The sequence below is a fragment of the Ralstonia flaminis genome, from assembly GCF_958415495.1.
In the GTDB taxonomy this organism is placed as follows: Bacteria; Pseudomonadota; Gammaproteobacteria; order Burkholderiales; family Burkholderiaceae; genus Ralstonia; species Ralstonia flaminis.
In genome coordinates this window covers 341,566-363,198 of sequence record NZ_CATZLL010000001.1, presented here as the reverse complement: position 1 = coordinate 363,198, position 21,633 = coordinate 341,566, and the positions used below count along the sequence as shown (strand labels likewise).

Genomic DNA, 21,633 nt, shown 5'->3' with positions numbered 1-21,633 from the left:
CGCACAAAAGCAAAACGCCGCGCTGATCCAGCGCGGCGTTTTTGTTTGGCGCGACCGCAGGTTATTCGGCCAGTGCAGCGCGCGCAAACGCAATCGCTTGCTTCACCTGTTCCGGTGCCGTCCCGCCAATGTGGTTGCGCGATGCGACCGAGCCTTCCAGCGTCAGCACCGCGTGCACATCGTCGCCGATCAGGTTGGCCTTGTCGCCCAGGCCGCTGATGTCGCGCAGCTGCGCAACAGACAGGTCAGCGAGATCGCAACGCAAGTCGTCGCAGGCACGCACGGCGTGGGCCACGGCTTCGTGCGCATCACGGAACGGCAGACCGCGCTTGACCAGGTAGTCAGCCAAGTCGGTGGCGGTGGCGTAGCCCTGCAGCGCTGCGGCGCGCATGGCGTCGGCCTTGACGGTGATGCCAGTCGCCATGTCGGCAAAGATGCGCAGCGTATCGACCACGGTGTCGACCGTATCGAACAGCGGTTCCTTGTCTTCCTGGTTGTCCTTGTTGTAGGCCAGCGGCTGGCCCTTCATCAGCGTGAGCAGGCTGATCAGGTGGCCGTTGACGCGGCCGGTCTTGCCGCGTGCAAGTTCGGGCACGTCGGGGTTCTTCTTCTGCGGCATGATCGAGCTGCCGGTGCAGAAGCGGTCCGCAATGTCGATAAAGCCTACGCGCGGGCTCATCCACAGCACCAGTTCTTCAGAGAAGCGCGAGACATGCGTCATGATGAGCGCGGCGGCGGCGCAGAATTCGATGGCGAAGTCGCGGTCGGACACGGCATCCAGCGAGTTGCGGCACACGCCGTCAAAACCCAGTTGCTGCGCGACGAATTCGCGGTCGATTGGGTAGCTCGTGCCGGCCAGTGCGGCGGCACCCAGCGGCAGGCGGTTCACGCGCTTGCGGACGTCGAGCATACGCTCGGTGTCGCGCGTGAACATTTCCACATAGGCCAGCAGGTGGTGGCCGAACACCACCGGTTGTGCGACCTGCAGGTGCGTGAAGCCCGGGACGATGGTGTTGGTGTGCTGCTCGGCCAGGTCCAGCAGGGCGCCGCGCAGGGCCTTGAGCAGGCCGACGATGTTATCGATCTCGCTGCGCAGCCACAGGCGGATGTCGGTCGCCACCTGGTCGTTACGCGAGCGACCGGTGTGCAGGCGCTTGCCGGCGTCACCTGCCATGGCGGTCAGGCGCGCTTCGATGTTCAGGTGCACGTCTTCCAGGTCCAGCTTCCACTCGAACGTGCCAGCTTCAATCTCCTGACGGATCTGCGCCATGCCTTTCTCAATGGCAGCGCGATCGGCTTCAGCGATGATGCCCTGCTTGGCGAGCATGGCCGCGTGCGCGAGCGAGCCCTGAATGTCGAACAGTGCGAGGCGCTTGTCGAAGAACACCGACGCGGTATAGCGCTTGACGAGATCGGATACCGGCTCGTTAAAGCGGGCGGACCACGCTTCGGCCTTCTTGGCGAGTTGGGAGGTCATGGGCGGACAGCTGGAGGAGGGCGGCCGAACGAGGGGTGTCGGCCGCAAATTCAGGAAACCGCGATTATATCGCTAGGCCCATTGTGCCTACAGGGTGCTGTCGATCAGCGCGCCCTTGAAGACCACCGGCCCGGTCGGCCCATTCGGGTTGGGAGAGCCGCCACGCGGCTCCACGCTGACGGCCAGCGCCGGTACTTGTCCGAGCGGCTGCGCCACCGTTAGTCGCACGGCGCGCTGATGGCCGATCACACCAAGTGACTGCGGGTGCCCACCCGGTGGCAGTGCCCAGAGCTGCAGCGCCTGCTCACTGGTGAGCGGTGTCGTGTCCAACCGCTTGAGCGACAGCGTGCTGCTGCGTGCGTCCCACGTGACGAGCACCGCTGCCTGGGCATGTTCGTCCTGCAGTACAGCCACGGCGTTGGTGATGGGCGCTTCGCGCAATTGTTGTGTCAGCCGCAGGTTCAGCCCGACGGCCACGGCCGCCACGACGGCCACTGCCGCTGTGGCGCCACGCCAGAAGCCCACGCCCTGCAATAGGTGCTGCCAGCCGCGCCGGGGCGGCGGAGCGGGTTCCCGCCAACCGAGCTGCACTTCGATGCGGTGGAGGATCTCTGGCCGCGGCGTCGTGGCTGGCTGCAATGCGGGCAGGTCAGCCAGATAGCCTTGCCAGCGCTCGGCCGTCGCGCGGACGCCGTCATCACGGCGAATCAACTGCTCGAAGCGGCGGCGCGCGCCCGCGCGCAGTGTGCCGACAGCGTATTCAGCGGCCAGCTTGTCGACAAGATTGGGATGACGGCGCGGGTCCATTACGGTGCTCCCAGGCATTCGCGCAGGCGGTCCAGCCCACGCCGTATCCACGATTTGACGGTGCCCAGCGGCAGCGAGAGCGCTTGCGCCAGCTCACTGTGCGACAGGTCACGCAGATAGGCCAGCGACACCACTTCGCGCTGCTTCGGGTCCAGGCGCTTGAGGCATTCGGCCAGCGCACGCGCCTGCTGACCGGCGAGCGCGAGATCAGCGGGGCCGGGAGCGTGGTCGGCAAGCACCTCAGCATGGGTTTCGTCCAGGGACACGGATTCCTGCACGCGCTCGGCATGCTGCCGACGCAGGCAATCGAGTGCGCGGTTGCGCACGATGGTGGTCATCCACGTCATCGGTGCGGCCAGATGCGGCCGGTAATCGCCGGCGTGGCGCCAGATGTTGACGAAGCTTTCTTGCAAGACGTCCTCAGCCCAATCTTTCCTGACCAAGATACGCAGCGCGAGCCCAAACAGTTTCGGTGCGCAAGAGGTATACAGCGTGCGCAGTGCATCGCGATCACCCAGGCCGATACGTTGCAGCAGGGCTGCGAGTGCTTCGGCGTCGGCGTTCGGGGTCCGGCCCGCGGCCATTGGCGAGCCGCCGTTGTCTTGCGCGGTGGAGTCTGCGGCGGTGCGTTGGAAGGTGAGCACGAGCGGTTTTGTGGAGGGGTCTGCCCACAGTGTAGGAAGAAACTGTACCCGATGTGTGCAATTTACGGGGGCGGCACTGCGGTTTGCATCTGTTTGCTGCCGGCCTTCGTATAAGGGGCAGGCGCTGGATACACGCCGGCGGCCCGCCTAGAGCAGGCCGTGCTTCCTCACCCACGAAGACAAGGAGTGCAACGATGGATACGACCAAGGGCGATGATCTGTTCGATGCTGACACCCCGCGCATCGACGCGCGGCGCCGCGTGCTGCTACGTGCGCCGGGTTTGATGGCGCTGGGCTCGCTGGCTGCGGTATCACTGGGGCAGTCGCTGCCCGCTTGGGCACAGACCCAGTCAGGCAGCGTGAAAGACGACATCAATATTTTGAATGTAGCGCTGGGGCTGGAGTACCAGGCCATCGCCGCCTATCAAGTTGGGGCCGAGAGCGGCCTGCTGCAAAAGCCGGTGCTGGATACGGCCGTGAAGTTCCAGGGGCATCACAAAGCCCATGCGCAGGTGCTGGCCGGTACCGTGTCAAAGTTGGGTGGCACGCCGGTCATGGAAAAGAAAGTGGCCGAATACAACTTCCCGGTTAGCCAGTTGAAGACGCAGGCTGATGTGCTGCGCTTTGCCGCAGGGCTGGAGAAAGGCGCGGCCTCGGCATACCTGGGCGTGATGCCCAATTTCTACACGCGGGACCTGACCAAGGCCGCCGCCAGCATCTTGGGCGATGAAACCATGCACTGGGCAGTGCTGCTCTCTGCGCTGGGTGAGGACCCGGTGCCGGTGGCCTTCATCGGCTAAGCCTTGCAAACCTCTGTGGCGTTCGCTCGGCCGCCGAGCGGGCGTGTGCTCCGCTGCGCCACCCGCTCGTTATGGCGCAGCGGCTTTTTCATGAGCGTCAAAGGCTTCCACAACACAATCCATGAGGGCCCGCACACGGGCAGTCTTGTGCAGGTCGGCGTGTGTGACCAGCCAGACGTCCTGCATGCTGCGGCGGTTGGGCAACACGCGCACCAACTGCGGATAGGTCTCTGCACGGCGGCAGACCAGTTCGGTGATCCCGATGCCCGCGGCCACCGCCTCGAAGAGCGCCATCGCTGAGTTGCTCTGCAGGACGACGCGTCCGCGCGTGATCGGTTCGCCGCACAGGTCGTCCCACATCCACGGCACCTCGTTGCGCGGGTACAAGACCAAGTCATGCCCCGCAAAGGCACTCCCTTCCTCCGGCGCACCGCGTGCAGCGATGTAGCGGCGGCTTGCGTAGATGCCGGTTTCCATTTGTCCGATGCGCCGCGCGATGAGGTCTGGCGCATCGGGCTTCAGCGTACGCACGGCGATATCGGCCTCGCGCTTGGTCAGGTTGGCGATGCTCTTGGAGGCCATACAGACGACGTCGATGCCCGGATGCCGTTGACGCAATTGCGTAATGGCCGGCAGCACGAAGGTGGCGGCCATCGTGTCAGTCGTGGCCACGCGGATGGTGCCGGCAAGCTGCTCGTCCGTGCCGGCGACGCGGCGTTCGATGGTGTGGGCGGCCTGCTCCATGGTTTCGGCGGGGCCGATCAGCGCTTCACCCGCGGGGGTGAGCACTAGCGCTGTTGATGTCCGCAGGAACAGCTTGGACGACAGCTCGCCCTCCAGCGCGGCAACGCGGCGGCCGACGGTGGCCTGATCCACACCCAGGCGCTGTGCTGCGCCGCGCAGCGTGCCCGTGCGCGCTACGGCCAGAAAGATGCGGGCGTTGTCCCAGTTCAAGTCTTGCTCTCGATGGACATTGGTGGGTGATGCATTTTTGCTGTGCTGCGATGCAAAAACGCTGCTTTTTTGCATGTCTAGACGAGCCTACACTGGGTCGCATGAAACTGCCAAACGGTTCGTCCATGTCTTCCTGCAACACCATTCCTGTCGTATCGCCCGCTACGGATCTCAGCCGCTGGCGCCGCAACGCCACGCTGGCCATCCTCACCTCGGGGGTGTTCATGGCGGTGCTGGATACCACCGTCGTCAACGTGGCGCTGATCGCCATGCGCGACAGCCTGCACAGCAGCGTCGCAGAGCTTGCCTGGATCGTTGACGCCTATACGCTGGCCTTTGCCGCCTTCATCCTCACCGGTGGTTTGCTGAGCGACCGCATCGGCGCGCGCACCGTCTTCATGGCGGGGATGGCCGTATTCATCGTGGCTTCGGCCGGGTGCGGGCTGGCACCCTCGGTGACGGCGCTGATTGCCGCGCGCATCTTGCAGGGCGTGGGCGCGGCGATGTTCCTGCCGAGCTCGTTGTCGCTGATCCGCAGTACGTTTGAAGACCCGCGCGAGCGGGCCTGGGCCATTGGCTTGTGGGGTGCCATCGTGGCAACGGCCGCTGCTGTGGGCCCGGCGCTGGGTGGCGTGCTGGTTGACACATACGGCTGGCGCAGTGCTTTCCTCATCAACGTGCCGCTGGGCGTGGTGGGCATGCTGGGCACGTGGGTGATCGTGCGTCATGTGCAGCCTGCACGCGCCCGGCCGTTCGACTGGGCGGGGCAGGTGACCAGCGCGGTGATGCTCGCAGCGCTGTGTTTTGCGGCGATTGAGTGGCCGGTGCGCGGCGCACAGTCGCCGTGGGTGTGGGGTGCCGTGTTGCTGACGGCGGTGGCCGGTGTGCTGTTCGTGATGGCTGAACGCCGGGCGCGTGCACCGCTGGTGCCACTGGCATGGCTCGCGCATCGCACGCTGGGCGCCGTCAACGGCGTTGGGTTTCTGCTGAACTTTGGTTACTACGGCGCACTGTTCGTGCTGAGTCTGCATTTGCAGAACGTCGAACACCTGAGCGCGCGCCAGACCGGCCTGGTCATGCTGCCAATGGCTGTGAGCCTATCGGCCGGCAACATCTTCGCGGGCAAGCTGATGGCGCGCTTCTCCACGCCCACCATGATGCTGAGCGGCCTGATGATTGGCGCCGTGGGTTTGTTGGCAACATCGGCTGCGCTGACTGCGCATGCGCCGCTGTGGCTGGTTGGTGCCGTGATGATGGCGTACGGCGGCGGTACCGCATTGGCCATCGCGCCCATGACGACCACCATCCTCTCGGCGGCGCCGGGTGAGCTGGCCGGGTCGGCGTCGGGCTTGCTCAACGCCGCCCGGCAGACCGGCAGCCTGCTGGGCGTGGCAGCGGCAGGCGCGGTCGTCACGGTGGTACCCGATCTGATGCGCGCCTCGCCAACGGTGTTCGGACTGATGACGCTGTCCTACGCCGGCGCGATGGCGATGGCCTGGATCAGCCGTCGTCCTGCCGCCACCGCGCTGGCTGCGTAATCAACCGCTCGCTTTTAGCCGCTCGCCTTTAACCACTCGCTTTTAACCACTATTACGCAGGCCCGCTGCAATTCCGTTGATCGACAAATGGATGCCGCGCCGCACGCGCGCATCATCGCTGCCGGCCTTGCCCGAGCGGAAGCGCTTGAGCAGTTCCACCTGCAAGTGGTTCAGCGGGTCGAGGTACGGGAAGCGGTTCTTGATCGAACGTGCCAGCAGCGGGTTGTCGGCAAGACGCTCCGATTGCCCCGTGATGCTCGCCAGCACCTGCTCGGTGAGCGTGAACTCGGCCGAGATGCGCGAGAACACCGCGTTGCGCAGCTTGCGGTCGTCGCACAGCTGCGCGTAGCGCGAGGCCACATTCAGATCAGCCTTGGACAGCACCATGTCCATGTTCGATAGCAGGTTCGCAAAGAACGGCCATTGCTTGTGCATGCGCTTGAGCGTAGCCAGGCGCGCGGCCTTGGCCTTTGCGTTGCCGGCATCATCCAGCCACTGCTGTACCGCGCTGCCAAAACCAAACCAGCCCGGCAGCAGCAAGCGGCACTGGCCCCACGAGAAGCCCCACGGAATCGCGCGCAGGTCTTCGATCTTGCGGTGCTTCTTGTCCATCAGCTTGCGTGATGCGGGGCGCGAACCGAGGTTCAGATCGGCAATCTCGGTGATGGGCGTGGTGGCGAAGAAGTAGTCCTTGAACCCCGGGGTTTCGTAGACGAGGTTGCGGTAGGCGGAAAAGGCGTTGTCCGACAGCGCCTGCATTGCGGCTTCGAATTCTTCGAGACCCTTCGGGCGGTTACGCGTAGGCAGCATCGTCGCTTCCAACGTGGCTGCAACGATGGTCTCCAGGTTGCGCCGGCCGATCTCGGGGTTGGCGAACTTGCTGGAAATGATTTCGCCCTGTTCGGTCAGGCGGATCTGCCCGTTCACCGTGCCCGGCGGCTGCGACAGGATGGCTTGGTAGGTTGGGCCGCCGCCACGGCCCACCGTGCCGCCGCGGCCGTGGAACAGGCGCAGATGCACGCCCTTGCGCTCGAACAATTCCACCAGTGCCAGCTCGGCCTTGTACAGCTCCCAGTTGGAGGTGAGGAAGCCGCCGTCCTTGTTGGAATCCGAATAGCCGAGCATGACTTCCTGCTCGTTGCCCTGCGCGGCCAGCACGGCATCAAAGCCGGGCAGGGCGAGCAGGTCGCCCATGATTTCCGGGGCGTTGCGCAAGTCTTCGATGGTCTCGAACAGCGGGATCACCATCACGTCCAGCCCGGCGCCGCTACCGGTTTCGCCGGTGCGGAACATGCCGGCTTCCTTCTGCAGCAGCATCACTTCCAGCAGGTCGGACAGCGTCTCGGTGTGAGAAATGATGTAGTTGCGCACGATACGGTTGCCGTAGCGGGCACGCACCTCGCGCGCGGCGCGGAAGATGTCGATCTCCGACGTGGTCTGCTCGCTGTAGGTGTGGAACGGCAGCGTCAGCAGGCGCGGCTGTTGCAGCTCGCGCAGCAGCAGCGTGCGCTTGTCGGCTTCAGACAGCGCCGCGTAGGCGCTTTCCACGCCGGCCACCTTGAGCAGCTCGGCAACCGTCGCTTCATGCACGTCCGACACCTGCCGCAGGTCGATCGACGACAAGTGAAAGCCGAACACATCGATCGCGCGGGCCAGCGATGCGAGGCGCGCATCGGTCAGCACCTCGCCGTGGTGGGCCGCCAGAGAATCGATGACGGTCTGGATATCGGCGCGCAGTTCTTCTGCACTCGTGTATGCGGGGGCGGGGCCGACGGCGTGGCGGCCGGCATCCTCGCCGGTCAGCTCGCGGCAGGTGGCGGCCAAGCGCGCGTAGACGCCAATCAATGCGCGGCGATACGGCTCGTCTGCGCGGTGCTCCGAGTGGTCGGGCGATTGCTCGGCGAGCGCCAGCAGTTCGGCACTCACATCCACCTGCGACGTCGACATCGACAGCTCGGCGCCCAGCGCGTGGATCTCGTCCAGATACCACGCGAGGATCACGCTCGCTTGCTTGCGGGCCGCATAGCGCAGGGTTTCCGCCGTGACGAACGGGTTGCCGTCACGATCGCCGCCGATCCAGGAGCCCATCTGGAAGAACGGCGGCAGCGGGGCCGGCTCGCCACGCGCACCGCGGCGCGGGAACACGCTGGCGAGATCCTCTTCCAGCTCGCGGTACAGCGCGGGAATCTCGCGCAGGAACGTGGTCTGGTAGTACGACAGGGCGTTTTCGATCTCGTCGGCCACCATCAGCCGCGTGGTGCGCAGCATGCGCGTCTGCCACAGCTTGGTTACGTGCGCGCGCAGCAGCGTCGTGTTGCGCTCGCGCTCGCGGGTGGTGAGCGGCGTGTCGCGTTCAGCCAGCAGGCGGGCGATCTCGCGCTGCGCATCGAGAATGCTCTTGCGCTGCACCTCAGTCGGGTGGGCGGTGAGCACCGGCACGATAAGGGCCGCATCAAAGAAGCGGCGCAGCGCTTCACCCGAGACGCCCTCGTCGGCCACCGACAGCAGCGCGTGCATCAGGCTGCCCGGCTGCGGCGGGGAGCCTGCCAGTGCGTGCACGCGGCGGCGGCGGTTGTGGTGCTGGTCTTCGGCAATGTTGGCCAGGTGCGAGAAGTAGCTGAACGCGCGCACCACCGAGTTGGTCTGCTCGCGCGAAAGTGCCTTGAGCAGCCGGTCGAGTTCCTGCTCGGCCTGGCGGTCGCCGTCACGGCGAAAGCGCACGGCCGTCTGGCGGATGGTCTCGACGGTCTCGAACGCAGCACCGCCTTCCTGTTCACGCAGCACGTCGCCCAGCAGGCGGCCCAGGAAACGGATGTCTTCCTTCAGCGGCTGATCCTTGGCCGCGGCGCTGCCCGACGAGCGGCGCGAGGTTGGGCCGAGTGATGCGCCGTTGGCCCCGTCCGCGCCATTGGCTTTGGCCGCCGGTTTCGTGGCGGGTTTGGCCGGCTTGATGGCCTTGGTGGTCTTGGCGGGGGCGGCGGATGCCTTGCGGGCGGGGGTCGCGCGCGAGGAAGCGCGGCGCGCGGCGGGCTGCGTCATGGTGTCTCCTAGGTTGGATCGGTAAGGTGCCTGAACGGCCCTCTTTTCTGCATCATCCCGACGTGATAGCCGGCCTGTGGCGAAAAAGCTGCGTGCTACCATTGCCGCATGTCTTCAACCGCCCGCCCGACTTCCGTCGAATCCCAGCTTGCAACGACTCCTGCAGCCCAGGCGCCGACCAAGCTGGTCATCGCCTCGCGCGAAAGCCGGCTTGCCCTGTGGCAAGCCGAATACGTGCGTGCTGCATTGCAAAAATACTATCCCGCGTGCGACGTGTCCATCCTTGGAATGACCACGCGCGGCGACCAGATTCTCGATCGATCCCTCGCCAAGGTGGGGGGCAAAGGTTTGTTCGTGAAGGAGCTGGAAGTCGCGCTGGCCGAGGGGCGTGCCGATCTGGCCGTCCATTCGCTCAAGGATGTGCCGATGGAACTGCCCGAAGGCTTCATGCTGCCGGCCATTCTTGAGCGCGAGGACCCGCGCGACGCGTTTGTTTCCAACGACTACGCCGATCTGGCCGCGCTGCCGGCCGGCGCCGTGGTGGGGACGTCCAGCCTGCGCCGCGAGGCCTCGCTGCGGGCGCGTTTCCCGCATCTCGTCATTCAGCCGCTGCGTGGCAATTTGGACACGCGTCTGGGCAAGCTCGACCGTGGCGACTACGCCGCGATCATCCTGGCTGCCGCCGGACTCAAGCGTCTGGGGCTGGCTGAGCGCATCCGTTCGACCATCGCGCCGGAAGAATCGCTGCCGGCGGCGGGGCAGGGGGCGCTCGGCATCGAGATCCGCGCCGATCGTGCTGATGTGCAGGCCGCGCTTGCGCCGCTGCATGACATGCGCACCGCGCTGGCCGTGACCGCCGAGCGGGCCGTGTCCCGCATTCTGGGCGGTTCGTGCCAAGTGCCGCTGGCGGCGTTTGCACAGTGGTCGGAGGCCGGCACGCTGCGTTTGCGTGCCTTTGTTGCCTCGCAGGACGGCACCCGCAAGCTCGCCGCAGATGGCGAAGCCACGCCGTCCACGCTGGCCGAGGCTGACGCGCTCGGCGTGCAGGTCGCCCAGCAGATGCTGAACGGCGGTGCGCGTGAGATTCTCGCCATGCTGGGCGCCGACGCCCCGCCCGCTACCTAACATCCACGGCTCGCCATGGACGATCGCTTGCCACCCTCATCCAGCGCGCTACCTGTCGCCGATTCGGCCGCCACTGTGCCTGTGGTGGTGGTGACGCGTCCGCGCGCGCAGGCACCCATGCTGGTGACGGCGTTGGAGCGCCACGGCTTGCGCACGCACCAGTTTCCGTTGCTGGACATTGCGCCGACGCCGAACCTGGGCGACCTGCGCGCCGCGCTGGGCGATCCTTCGCGCTATGCGCTGGTGGTGTTTGTGAGCCCCAATGCCGTACAGCAGGCGTTTGCCGCCATGCCGGAAGGGTTCCGCTGGCCGCAGGAGGTGCCGGTGGCCGTGGTGGGCCCCGCCAGTGCGCAGGCCCTCGCCACGCACGGCGTTGCTCCGCCTGCGCATCGCGTGATCCGGCCGGACACCCACGCCGACGACGCACGCCAGGATTCCGAAGCCCTGTACGCGCGGCTGGATGTGCCGTCGCTCAGCGGCCGAGAGGTGCTGATCGTGCGCGGCAACGGTGGCCGCGAATGGTTGGCCGACCAATTGCGCGAAGCCGGTGTCTCAGTGCGCACGGTCGAGGCCTACCGCCGCAGCGTGCCTGTGCCCGATGCCGCCGCCTGGGCTGCGCTGCGCAATGTGCTGGCCTCCCGCCATGCCTGGACGCTTACCAGTTCCGAGGCTGTACGCAATCTCGACGATCTGGCGCGCGCCAACCTGACGCCCGCCGAAGTCAATACGCTGCACGGTGCTCCTTGCTTTGCGCCGCATGCGCGCATCGTTGAACAGGCTGAGTCGCTGGGCTTTCGCGACGTGAAGCTCACCGGTGCCGGCGATGACCGCCTGCTTGCTGGTGTCCTGGCCTGGGCTGGCCCTGTGCCAGCGTCCGTGCCGACGCCGCCCGCCCCAGCACCGGCTGAATCGAATACTTCTCCTTCTTCTCCCACTGTGACGCAGACTCCCGTTCCCTCGTCCGCTCCTGCCGCAAAGCCTGCGGCCGCCCAGCCGAGTCCGGCGCCGGCAGTTTCGTCTGCCCCCGCATCGTTCGCGCCAACCATGACTGTCAACCATGCACCGCGACGCGGTGGTTGGCTGATCTGGGCGGTGTTGGCCGTCATTGTGGTTGCAGTGGCTGCGCTGCAGGTGCGCAACGAACGCCTGGCGCGTGAGATCCGCCAGCGCGGCCAGCAGAACGAAGCACTGGCGCAGGAGATGCGCGTACTGTCCAGTGCTGACCGTGACGCGGTTGGCCAGTTGCAGCAGAAATTTGGCGCGCTGGATGCTCGTACAACGGAAACCCGTGACCGCCAGGGTGCGTTGGAACAGGCCAGCCAGGATCTGCTGCGCAACCGCGACGATTGGCAGCGCGCCGAGATTGAGCGCTCGATTGAAGTCGCTGCCGAGCAACTCCAGCTCACGGGCAACGTGAGCGGTGCGCTGGCTGCGCTGCAGACCGTCGATGCGCGTCTGGCGGCGCTCAACAAACCGCAGTTCAACGCTGTGCGCCGTGCCGTGGCACGTGATATCGCCAAGCTCAAGGCCATGCCGTCGATTGACCTGAGCGGCGGCGCCATCCGCTTGGACGATGCGATCAACGCGGTCGATACGTTGCCGCTCGTGTCGTCGGCCCAGCCGCTGGATGCGGAGCAGGCCGCGCAGGCACCGAAGGCGCGTCCTGCGAAGAATGCCAAGGCCGTGGCGGCTGCATCGGCGTCGGCGTCGGCGGCATCGACGCAAGTGGGCACCGGATGGTCGGCCGGCGTGCGCGCCTGGTGGGGCCGTCTGTGGAGCGACGTGCGTGGTGAGCTGGGCCAGATCGTGCAAGTGCGCCGCGTGGATCAGACAGAAGCGTTGCTGCTGTCGTCGGATCAAGCGTGGTTCCTGCGCGAAAACCTCAAGCTGCGTCTGATGAATGCACGTCTTGCGCTGCTGTCGCGCAACGACGCCGTGTTCCGCGCCGATCTGGGCCGCGCCGATACGCTGCTCGCGCGCTACTTCGACACGCAATCGCAGCGCGTGACCGCAGTGCAGAACCTGCTGGCGCAGGTGCGCACGACGGTTGGCACGCTGGAGGTGCCGACGCTGGCTGACAGCCTCGCTGCTGCGCGCGGCCAGGGCAAGGAGTGAGCATGCGCTGGATATTCTGGATTGCGCTGCTGTTTGCCGCCGCCGTCGGGCTGGCGCTGTTTACCGAACTCAATCTGAGCAACGTCGTGCTGTTCTACCCGCCATATCGGGTGGAGATGTCGCTCAACTTCGTGCTGGCTGCGTTGCTGGTGACGTTCGTGGTTCTGCATTTGGTGATGCGCCTGTTCAACCATGTGGCGGGCATGCCGGCACGCGCAGCAGCTTACCGTGAGCGCACGCGCATCCTGCGTGCTTCCGCTGCGTTGCGTGAAGCAATGGAGAGCCTGTTTGCCGGCCGCTTTGGCCACGCCGAGCGCCAGGCTCGCGAAGCCCAGGTCTGGGAGGCACAGCGCGAAACTGCTGCACTGATCGGCGCACGCGCTGCGCACCGCATGCAGGAAACCGAGCGCCGCGATGCGTGGATGGCCGAGGTGAAGTCGCCAGACCGTGAACAGGCGAAGCTCGTATCGATGGCGGAACTGCTGGTCGATGCGCGCGATGCCGAAGGCGCCCTGGAGAAGATCGCGCAACTGCAATCGCACGGTGCACGGCAGATTCAGGCGCAGCGGATTGCCCTGCGTGCGCACCAGCACTTGAAGAACTGGAGCGAAGTGCTGCGCCTGACGCGCGCGCTGGAGAAGCGCAATGCCATTCACACGGTGCTGGCCGCGCGTCTCAAGCAGATGGCGTGCGAGACGCTGCTGACCGAACGCCGTCATGATGCCGACGCGCTCAACACCTTCTGGCGTGAACTGACGGCGGAGGAGCGTCGCTCGCCGCGTATCGCTTCGCAGGCCGCACTGTATTTTGCGCAGTTGGGCCGCACGGACGACGCCAAGCGTATCGTTGAAGACGGTCTGAAGGCGCATTGGGATGGCCGCCTGATCCGCCGCTACGCGGATTGTGCGGTGCCCGGCAAGGCGCTGCCGCTGATCCAGCAGGCTGAGAAATGGCTCACGCAGCATCCGGTGGATGCGGACCTGTTCTATACGCTCGGCATGCTCTGCTTCAAGGAGCAGCTCTGGGGCAAGGCGCAGGCGAGCCTGGAGTCGGCGCTGAAGTATGCCGATGCCGATCACCACGGCAACCTGCGTGCCCATGCGCACTTGGCTCTCGCGCAGATGTACGAGCAAACCGAGCGGCAGGAAGAGGCCCAGCGCCACTACCGGCAAAGTGCACTGCTTGCCGTGAAATGAACAAGGCCGGGAGATCCCGGCCTTTTTTGTTGCGTGGGTGTCGTTGTGCGGGGGACGCCTACTTGTTCACCTTCGACGCTGGCACCGACAGCGTGAGGATCGCACCCAGCACCATCGACGCAGCCAGCATGTACATGCCGGAATCGGTGCTCTTGGTCGCGTCTTTCAGCCAGCCAACGGCATAGGGGCTGATAAAGCCCGCGAGGTTCCCCAGCGAGTTGATGAGCGCAATGCCAGCCGCCGCGCCCGTACCGGCCAGAAACGCGGTCGGCAGGCTCCAGAACAGCGGCAGCGTGGTTAGTATGCCCATGGTGCCGAGTGTGAGCGCAGCCATCGCCAGCGTTGTATTGGTGTGCCAGACGGCTGAGAGCACCAGCCCGATCGCACCCGCTACGGCCGGAATGGCGATGTGCCAGCGGCGCTCGCGGGTGCGGTCTGCGCTGCGGGCGACCAGAATCATGGCGATGACAGCCGCGCCATACGGAATCGCCGTTAGCAGGCCCACCGAGAAAGGATCTGCCACGCCGGTCTGCTTGATGAGCGTCGGCAGCCAGAAGCTCACGCCATACAGGCCCATCACGAAGGTGAAGTAGATCCCGCTCATCAGCCACATACGCGGGCTGGCCAGGACCGTGCGGATGGGCGGGTCTTCTTTCTCGGCGTCTTCCGCAGCGATGTTGCGGGTGAGCAGGGCTTTCTCGTCGTCGGTCAGCCACTTGGCGTGGCTGATGCGGTCATCGAGGTAGAGCAGCACCACGACGCCGACGATGACCGACGGAATGCCCTCGATCAGGAACATCCACTGCCAGCCGGCCAGACCGTACTTGCCCGCAAAGGCGGTCATCGCCCAGCCCGACAGCGGCCCGCCGATCACGCCCGAGAGTGCCACCGCCGTCATGAAGAAGGTGGTCGTGCGCCCGCGCCGCTGCGCCGGATACCAATAGGTGAGGTACAGGATGATGCCCGGGAAGAAGCCGGCCTCGGCCAGCCCAAGCAGGAAGCGCATCACATAGAACATGGCCGGCGTGGTCACGAACATCATGGCCGCCGAGATGACACCCCACGAGATCATGATCCGCGCGATCCACATGCGGGCGCCTACGCGATGCAGGATCACGTTGCTCGGCACCTCGAAGAGGAAGTAGCCGATGAAGAAGATGCCAGCACCCAACCCGTAGATGGTCTCGCTGAACTTCAGGTCGTTGAGCATCTGCAGCTTGGCAAAGCCCACGTTGACGCGGTCCAGATAAGCAACCACGTAGCACAGCAGCAGGAACGGAACCAGACGCCACGTCACCTTGCGGTAGGTGGCTTCTTCAAATGCACTTGCGGATTGCGGCAGGGTGCTCGCGCTACCCAGGGGTGGGGTGGTGAGGGCCATCGGGTCTCCTGTGTTGTTATGAGTTCAGGCCGAGAGCACAGAATCACCAACCTCGCACCAACTTCGGCCCGGAAAACCGCCACCGCATTCTGCGCCTGTCGGACGGGCGCGCCAAGACGCCCGCCGGCAGGGTTTATACGCAGCGCCCGCCGTCTACCTCCAGGCACGTGCCCGTGATGAACGCCGCCTCATCCGAGGTCAGGTACAGGCACGCATTGGCCACATCCTGCGGCGTGGACAGCCGCCCCATCGGAATCGTCGCCAGAAAGCGCGCGCGGTTCTCAGGCGTATCGGGCATGCCCATGAACTGTTCGATCAGGCCTGTGGCACCCATTACTGGGTTGACGCAATTCACGCGGATCTTGTCCGGCCCCAACTCCGCCGCCATCGCCTTGCTGGCTGTGATGACAGCGCCCTTGCTGGCGTTGTACCAGACCAGCCCCGGCCGCGGCCGAATGCCCGCAGTGGACGCCACGTTGACGAACACGCCGCCACCGCGTTCGCGGAAGTGCGGCACCATGTGGCGCGCCGTCCAGTAGATGCTCTTCACGTTGACGGCCATCACACGGTCGAACTCGTCTTCGGTGATCTGCAGCAGCGGCTTGTTCTTGTGTGTGGTGCCGGCGTTGTTGATGACGATGTGCAGATCGCCGTACCGCGCGAGAGTGGCGCCCAGCAGCTTGGCGACCGAATCACCGTCCGACACGTCGGCGTGCACGAAATGCGCATCGCCGCCAGCTACGCGGATGGCATCGGCCACACGCTCGCCGGCCTCGGCGTTCAAGTCATTGACGACCACGCGTGCGCCTTCGCGTGCAAAGGTGTTGGCGATGCCTTCGCCAAAGCCCGAACCCGCGCCCGTGACGATGGCGATCTTGCCGGCAAGCCGCATGGTGTCTCCTCGTGGTGTTGGTGTTGTGTTGTTTGTGTTGCTTTAGCCGTGGCGGATAGCGATGGTTTTCAAGGTGGTGAAACCGTAAAGTGCCTCGAAGCCCTTTTCGCGGCCGTGGCCCGATTGGCCCGTGCCGCCAAAGGGCAGCTCCACGCCGCCGCCTGCGCCGTAGTTGTTGATGAAGACCTGGCCCGCCTTGAGCTTGCGCGCCAGGCGAAGCTGTCGTCCGCCGTCGCGCGTCCACACCCCGGCCACCAGACCGTATGGCGTGCCATTGGCCAGCGCAAGGGCTTCGGCCTCGTTGTCAAAGGGCAGGGCGGCCAGTAGCGGGCCGAACACCTCTTCCTGGGCGAGGCGGTGCGTGTGCGGCACGTCGCGCAGCAGCATCGGTGCCTGGTAGTAGCCGGTCTCCGGCGCCTCAGGCACCACCTGCCCCTGCGCCATCACAGGAATGTTGGCGTGCTGCGCATCCGAGACGAAATCCCACACGCGCTGCTGCTGCTTCGGGTTGATCAGCGGGCCGCAATCCAGGTCCAGCGACGCCGGCCCCACCTTGATCGATTCGAATACTGTGGCCAGTTGATCCAGCACGGCTTCGTAGATGCCGCGCTCGATCAGCACACGGCTGCCGGCCGAGCAGGTCTGCCCTGCGTTCTGGATGATGCCGTTGACTACCGCTGGGATCGCCGCTTCCAGATCCGCATCGGCAAACAGGATCTGCGGAGACTTGCCGCCCAGTTCCAGCGTGACGGGCACGTGGTTTTCGGCGGCCGCCCGCACGATGGCCTTGCCCGTTTCCGGCGACCCGGTGAAGGACACATGGTTGATGCCCGGATGCGCCGCCAGTGCCGCGCCGGCCTCGTGGCCGTAGCCGGTCACCACGTTGAGTGCGCCATCGGGTAGTCCGGCCTCTGCGGCCAGTTCGGCCACGCGCAGGATCGACAGGCACGCATCTTCGGCCGGCTTGACCACGCACGCGTTGCCTGCGGCCAAGGCGGCGCCCACGCTGCGCCCGAAGATCTGCATCGGGTAATTCCACGGGATGATGTGCGCCGTCACGCCATGCGGCTCGCGCACGGTCAGCACGGTGGTATCCGCCGGATAGGGGATGGTCTGGCCGTGCAGCTTATCCGCCGCCCCGGCGTAGAACTCGAAGTAGCGGGCGATGGCGCGGGCATCGGCGCGGGCCTGGCGCATCGGCTTGCCGGTATCGCGGGCTTCCAGGCGGGCGAGTTCTTCTTCGTGATCGGCCAGGCGCAGGGCCACGCGCATGAGCAGCCGGCCGCGCTCGGCTGGGCTCAACTGGCCCCAGACACCCTCAAAGCCACGCCGCGCAGCATGCACGGCCACGTTGATGTCGGTGGCGTTGCCACGGGCGATCTCGGCAAACGGTTGGCCGTCGGACGGGTCGAACACCTTGATGCGCATGCCCGAATCGGGCGACATCAAGCGGTTGGCGATGAAGTGCTGGGCGTGCATAAGGGGGTTCCTGCAAAGATCGGCAACGCACGATTTTCGCACGGGCCGAGTGTTCGTAGAGGGAGGGTGGGGGGCAACCGGGTGTCAGGCGCTATAATGCCCGCCGACAGTTTTTCTGGCTTTTTTCAACCATTTGCGTCGCGTTTTTACGCACCTCGCGCATTCCGGAGCATTTCCATGAGCTTCAACAACGTCTCGCCGGGCAAGGACATCCCCAACGACTTCAACGTCATCATCGAGATCCCGGCGCAGAGCGACCCGGTCAAGTACGAAGCCGACAAGGAAACCGGCATGCTGCACGTGGACCGCTTCGTGGGTACCGGCATGCGTTACCCGGCCAACTACGGTTTCATTCCGCAGACGCTGTCGGGTGACGGTGACCCGGTGGACGTGCTGGTCGTTACGCCGTTCCCGCTGATCCACGGCTGCGTGGTGCGCTGCCGTGCCCTGGGCATGCTGAAGATGACGGACGAGTCCGGTGTGGATGCGAAACTGGTGGCCGTGCCGGTCAACAAGCTGAGCCCCGCCACCGCGCACATGACCGACCTGTCCGATATCGGCCAGAACCTGCTGGATCAGATCAAGCACTTCTTCGAGCAGTACAAGGCGCTGGAAGCCGGCAAGTGGGTCAAGGTCGAGGGCTGGGGCGGCATTGAAGAGGCCCACAAGGAAATCGTCGACGGCGTGGCCAATTACAAGAGTTAAGACACCTTAGTAATTTGCCGTACGTCTGGTCAGACAAAGTCCCGGCATCCGTAAGGATGGCCGGGATTTTTTGTTTGCAGTGGCGAAATGACTGCAATGTTGGGGTGCCCGTCAACCCGCATCGCATCGCCATTTGCGGCGATTGAATATCGCATCATGCATTTTCTGGCGGGATATCGCGCTCAGTGCATGAATGGGCTGACGCAATCCTGCTATACAGAGATTTAAGTAACGCTCATTTGCCCGTCGGAAACGGCACCTCTAGACTCCCGGTCAAGTTTGACTCCAACCCTTGGTACTGCGATGTTGAACAAGACCGTTGCTGTTCCCGTGCTTTCTCTCATGGCCATGGCCGCCTTTACCGTGTGGGCGCTGCTTGCTGGTCCGGCTGATGCCGCACATGCCGGCGAACGTGGTGTCGCACCGGCTGGCGCCTTGCCGGCTGCGGGTGCCTGCCCGGCGCATTGCCCTGTTCCCGCGCAGAAACTTGCTGCACGATAAGCTGCTCCGCGTCCGGCATTGTTGCGGACGCTGTCTCTTCCGCCTTCGCGGTTCTGCCCTCGGCTGTTCTACTCCGGACGCTGCCTGAACGGCGAGCGGTCCATTAGTTCGTCCAGATACGCCTCCATGCCAGCCGTCTCACGGTCGAGGAACCGGCCGACTGCATCGGCAAAGGCCGGATGCGCGAGCCAATGCGCCGACAGCGTTGCCACGGGTTGAAAGCCGCGCGCCATCTTGTGCTCACCCTGAGCGCCACCCTCGAAAGTGCGGATGCCGTGCTCGATGCAGTACGTCAGCGGCTGATAGTACGCCGTCTCAAAGTGCAGGCAGGGGTGATGCTCGACCGCGCCCCAGTAGCGGCCGTACATGACCGACGCTTCTGGCCGCGCATCGACCACCAGCAGCGCGCTGGCGATGTCGTTGCCATTGCGTGAGGCGATCACCAGCAGCAGGTTCTCCGGCATCGTCTGGCCGATCTGGCGGAAGAACTCCAGGTTCAGGTAGGGCGAGGAATGATGCTCGCGGTAGGTGGTGCGGTAGCAGCGGTGGAAGAAGCGCCAGTCGGCATCGGTGGCTGCCGCGCCAGGGACGTGGCGAAAGGTGATGCCGGCGTCGTGCACACGGCGGCGTTCGGCGCGGATGTTCTTGCGTTTCTTCTGTTCCAAGGCGGCAAGAAAATCGTCGAAGCTGCCGAAGCCTGCATTGCACCAGTGGAACTGCACCCCTTGCCGCAGCAACATGCCGGCGGTGCGCATCTGCTCGGCTTCCGCTGCAGTCGGGAACAGCACGTGCAGCGACGACAACGCGCTTTGTTGCGCCACCGCCAGCAATGTGTCGAGCAGGGCGGCGCGCGCGTCAGCGCTGTACGCCAGCAGCCGTGTGCCCTGCACCGGCGTAAAGGGGATGGCGGACAACCACTTCGGGTAGTACTCCAGCCCGTGCTGCGCATACGCATTGGCCCAAGCCCAGTCGAAGACGTATTCGCCATAGGAGTGGCCCTTCACGTACAGCGGCGCCGCGGCGGCCAGTGTTTCTCCGTGTGCACCGTCTTCCCACAACGTCAGGTATTGCGGCGACCAGCCCGTGTCGGGCGATGCGCTGCCGCTCTCGTGCAGGGCGTGCAGGAAGTCGTAGCGCAGGAAGGGCGTCGCCTCGGGCTGCTGGGCGAGCAGGGCGTCCCATGCGTCGCGGCCGATGTCGCGCAGATCGGTCACAAGCCGCATGCGATAATGATGTGATCCGGCGCGGGTTTCGGGTTCGGAAGCGATGGGGCGGGAGGTCATGCCGCCGATTCTAATTCCAGCCTGGGGTGCTGCGCTTGCATCTCACATTGCCCCCATGACCGTCACTGTCGCTCTTGCCCAGATCAACTGCACCGTCGGCGATTTCGCCGGCAATGCCGCCCGCATCGTCGCTGCTGCGCGTGAAGCGCACCAGGCTGGTGCGCGCATTCTTCTCACGCCGGAGCTGTCGCTGACCGGTTATCCGCCCGAAGACTTGCTGCTGCGCCCGGCCTTCATCGACGCCAGCGCCCGCGCACTCGATGCATTGATCGTCGAGTTGGCGGCCTTCCCGGGCCTGCACGTGCTGATCGGGCACCCGCAGATCTCGCTGGAGGCTCCCGCGCCCGGCGTGCTGCCCAAGCCCACCAACAGCGCCACCGTGGCCGTGGACGGCCGCGTGGTCGGCCGCTACAACAAGCTCGACCTGCCCAACAACGAAGTCTTCGACGAGAAGCGCTATTTTCAGCCCGGCACCGAGCCCTTCGTGTTCGAAGTGGGCGGCACGCGCTTCGGCATCATCATCTGCGAAGACGCTTGGTACGCCACCGCCACCGCCTATGCGAAGGCGGCCGGTGCGCAGGTGGTGCTGATCCCCAATGCTTCGCCGTACCACCTCGACAAGGAGGACCTGCGCGAGCAGATCGTTGGTGCGCGGGTGAAGGAGTCGGGGCTGCCGCATGTGTACGTGAACCTGGTCGGCGGGCAGGATGAACTCGTGTTCGACGGCGGCTCATTCGTGCTGGATGCCGAAGGCAAGGTCGTCGTGCGGATGGGCCAGTTTGTCGAGGGCGTCGGCTACGTGCAGTTTAGTGGCGGCAAGGCACTCCCCGGCACGATCGTGCCCGAGGCCCCGCTGGAGGCGCAGGTCTACGAGGCGCTCAAGCTGGGTGTGCGGGACTACCTTGGCAAGAACGGTTTTCCGGGTGCGATCATCGGCCTGTCGGGCGGTGTCGATTCGGCGCTGGTGCTGGCGATCGCCGTCGATGCGCTGGGCGCCGATCGCGTGCGCGCGGTGATGATGCCCTCGCGCTACACGGCGGATATCTCGTGGGTGGATGCGCGCGACATGGCTGCCCGCCTGGGCGTGCAGTACGACGAAATCCCGATCGCGCCGATGTTCGACGCGTTCAGGGGGGCGCTGGCGGAGGAATTCCGCGGTCTGCCGGAAGACGCGACGGAAGAGAACATCCAGGCGCGTATCCGCGGCACGCTGCTGATGGCGCTGTCCAACAAGTCTGGCCGCATCGTTCTGACGACCGGCAACAAGAGCGAAATGGCGGTCGGTTACTGCACGCTGTACGGCGACATGGCCGGCGGCTTTGCCGTTATCAAGGACATCTTCAAGACGTTGGTCTATCGGCTGTGCCGCTACCGCAATACGCTGTCGGAGGTGATTCCAGAACGCATCCTGACGCGCGCACCGTCGGCGGAGCTGCGTGAGAACCAGACCGACCAGGACAGCCTGCCCGAGTACGACGCGCTCGACGCCATCGTGCAGCGCTACATGGAACAGAACCAGCCGGTGGCCGACATCATTGCCGCGGGGTTTGCCGAAGCCGACGTGCAGAAGATCGTGCGCCTCATCAAGATCAACGAGTACAAGCGCCGCCAGGCCCCGGTGGGCATTCGTGTGACGCAGCGTGCGTTCGGTCGTGATTGGCGGTACCCGATCACCTCGCGGTTCAAGGAATAACCGG

17 protein-coding genes are annotated in these 21,633 nt (G+C 65.3%); 8 read left to right on the top strand and 9 right to left on the bottom strand.

Going from position 1 to position 21,633, the window contains the following annotated elements; translation table 11 throughout:
- Positions 1–61: 61 nt before the first annotated feature.
- The 3 genes from argH to R2N11_RS01665 form a co-directional block, all read right to left on the bottom strand.
- A complete protein-coding gene (gene argH, locus R2N11_RS01675; protein WP_316679888.1) occupies positions 62–1,477 on the bottom strand; it encodes an argininosuccinate lyase in 1,416 nt (471 codons plus the stop codon).
- 87 nt (positions 1,478–1,564) lie between these two features.
- Positions 1,565–2,284 (bottom strand): anti-sigma factor, encoded by a 720-nt coding sequence (locus R2N11_RS01670; protein WP_316679887.1) that lies wholly within the window; start codon positions 2,282–2,284, stop codon positions 1,565–1,567.
- Complete coding sequence (locus tag R2N11_RS01665; RefSeq protein ID WP_199030034.1) at positions 2,284–2,928, bottom strand: RNA polymerase sigma factor; 645 nt, start codon at positions 2,926–2,928, stop codon at positions 2,284–2,286. The genes R2N11_RS01670 and R2N11_RS01665 overlap by 1 nt, the downstream gene beginning before the upstream one ends.
- Positions 2,929–3,122: 194 nt before the next feature.
- Between R2N11_RS01665 and R2N11_RS01660 the strand changes: the two genes are divergently transcribed.
- Complete coding sequence (locus R2N11_RS01660; RefSeq protein WP_199030035.1) at positions 3,123–3,728, top strand: ferritin-like domain-containing protein; 606 nt, start codon at positions 3,123–3,125, stop codon at positions 3,726–3,728.
- 69 nt (positions 3,729–3,797) lie between these two features.
- On the opposite strand, the gene R2N11_RS01655 is transcribed toward R2N11_RS01660, so the two are convergent.
- A complete protein-coding gene (locus R2N11_RS01655; RefSeq protein ID WP_316679886.1) occupies positions 3,798–4,682 on the bottom strand; it encodes a LysR family transcriptional regulator in 885 nt (294 codons plus the stop codon).
- A gap of 125 nt (positions 4,683–4,807) precedes the next feature.
- On the opposite strand from R2N11_RS01655, the gene R2N11_RS01650 reads away from it, so the two are divergent.
- Positions 4,808–6,220, top strand: a complete 1,413-nt coding sequence (locus tag R2N11_RS01650; RefSeq protein WP_430715407.1) for an MFS transporter — start codon at positions 4,808–4,810, stop codon at positions 6,218–6,220.
- A gap of 42 nt (positions 6,221–6,262) precedes the next feature.
- Here R2N11_RS01650 and ppc read toward each other — a convergent pair whose 3' ends face one another.
- Complete coding sequence (gene ppc / locus R2N11_RS01645) at positions 6,263–9,259, bottom strand: phosphoenolpyruvate carboxylase (protein ID WP_316679884.1); 2,997 nt, start codon at positions 9,257–9,259, stop codon at positions 6,263–6,265.
- 108 nt (positions 9,260–9,367) lie between these two features.
- Here ppc and hemC point away from each other — a divergent pair, with 108 nt between their 5' ends.
- Genes hemC through R2N11_RS01630 form a run of 3 tightly spaced genes read left to right on the top strand, consistent with a single transcriptional unit; the run spans position 9,368 to position 13,695 of the window.
- A complete protein-coding gene (gene hemC, locus R2N11_RS01640; protein WP_199030039.1) occupies positions 9,368–10,384 on the top strand; it encodes a hydroxymethylbilane synthase in 1,017 nt (338 codons plus the stop codon).
- Between the two features lie 15 nt (positions 10,385–10,399).
- Positions 10,400–12,499, top strand: coding sequence for a fused uroporphyrinogen-III synthase HemD/membrane protein HemX (gene hemDX, locus R2N11_RS01635; RefSeq protein WP_316679883.1), 2,100 nt, complete (start codon positions 10,400–10,402; stop codon positions 12,497–12,499).
- A 2-nt stretch (positions 12,500–12,501) separates the two neighbouring features.
- Positions 12,502–13,695: a heme biosynthesis protein HemY gene (locus tag R2N11_RS01630; protein WP_199031984.1), complete on the top strand. Its 1,194-nt coding sequence runs from the start codon at positions 12,502–12,504 to the stop codon at positions 13,693–13,695.
- Between the two features lie 58 nt (positions 13,696–13,753).
- On the opposite strand, the gene R2N11_RS01625 is transcribed toward R2N11_RS01630, so the two are convergent.
- From R2N11_RS01625 to R2N11_RS01615, 3 genes are all read right to left on the bottom strand, one after another.
- A complete protein-coding gene (locus tag R2N11_RS01625; RefSeq protein ID WP_316679881.1) occupies positions 13,754–15,076 on the bottom strand; it encodes an MFS transporter in 1,323 nt (440 codons plus the stop codon).
- Between the two features lie 133 nt (positions 15,077–15,209).
- The gene (locus R2N11_RS01620; RefSeq protein WP_316679880.1) at positions 15,210–15,968 is read right to left on the bottom strand and encodes an SDR family oxidoreductase; all 759 of its coding nucleotides are present in this window, start codon (positions 15,966–15,968) and stop codon (positions 15,210–15,212) included.
- A 42-nt stretch (positions 15,969–16,010) separates the two neighbouring features.
- Positions 16,011–17,447 carry an aldehyde dehydrogenase family protein gene (locus R2N11_RS01615; protein ID WP_316679879.1) on the bottom strand — a complete coding sequence of 479 codons (1,437 nt, stop codon included), beginning with the start codon at positions 17,445–17,447 and terminating at the stop codon, positions 16,011–16,013.
- A 177-nt stretch (positions 17,448–17,624) separates the two neighbouring features.
- Here R2N11_RS01615 and ppa point away from each other — a divergent pair, with 177 nt between their 5' ends.
- On the top strand, positions 17,625–18,152 hold the full coding sequence (gene ppa, locus R2N11_RS01610; RefSeq protein ID WP_199031988.1) for an inorganic diphosphatase: 528 nt from the start codon (positions 17,625–17,627) through the stop codon (positions 18,150–18,152).
- Positions 18,153–18,455: 303 nt separating this feature from the next.
- Positions 18,456–18,653, top strand: coding sequence for a hypothetical protein (locus R2N11_RS01605; RefSeq protein ID WP_199031989.1), 198 nt, complete (start codon positions 18,456–18,458; stop codon positions 18,651–18,653).
- A 68-nt stretch (positions 18,654–18,721) separates the two neighbouring features.
- Here R2N11_RS01605 and R2N11_RS01600 read toward each other — a convergent pair whose 3' ends face one another.
- The gene (locus R2N11_RS01600; RefSeq protein ID WP_316679878.1) at positions 18,722–19,936 is read right to left on the bottom strand and encodes a GNAT family N-acetyltransferase; all 1,215 of its coding nucleotides are present in this window, start codon (positions 19,934–19,936) and stop codon (positions 18,722–18,724) included.
- A gap of 55 nt (positions 19,937–19,991) precedes the next feature.
- On the opposite strand from R2N11_RS01600, the gene R2N11_RS01595 reads away from it, so the two are divergent.
- A complete protein-coding gene (locus R2N11_RS01595) occupies positions 19,992–21,629 on the top strand; it encodes an NAD+ synthase (RefSeq protein ID WP_316679877.1) in 1,638 nt (545 codons plus the stop codon).
- Positions 21,630–21,633 lie beyond the last annotated feature (4 nt).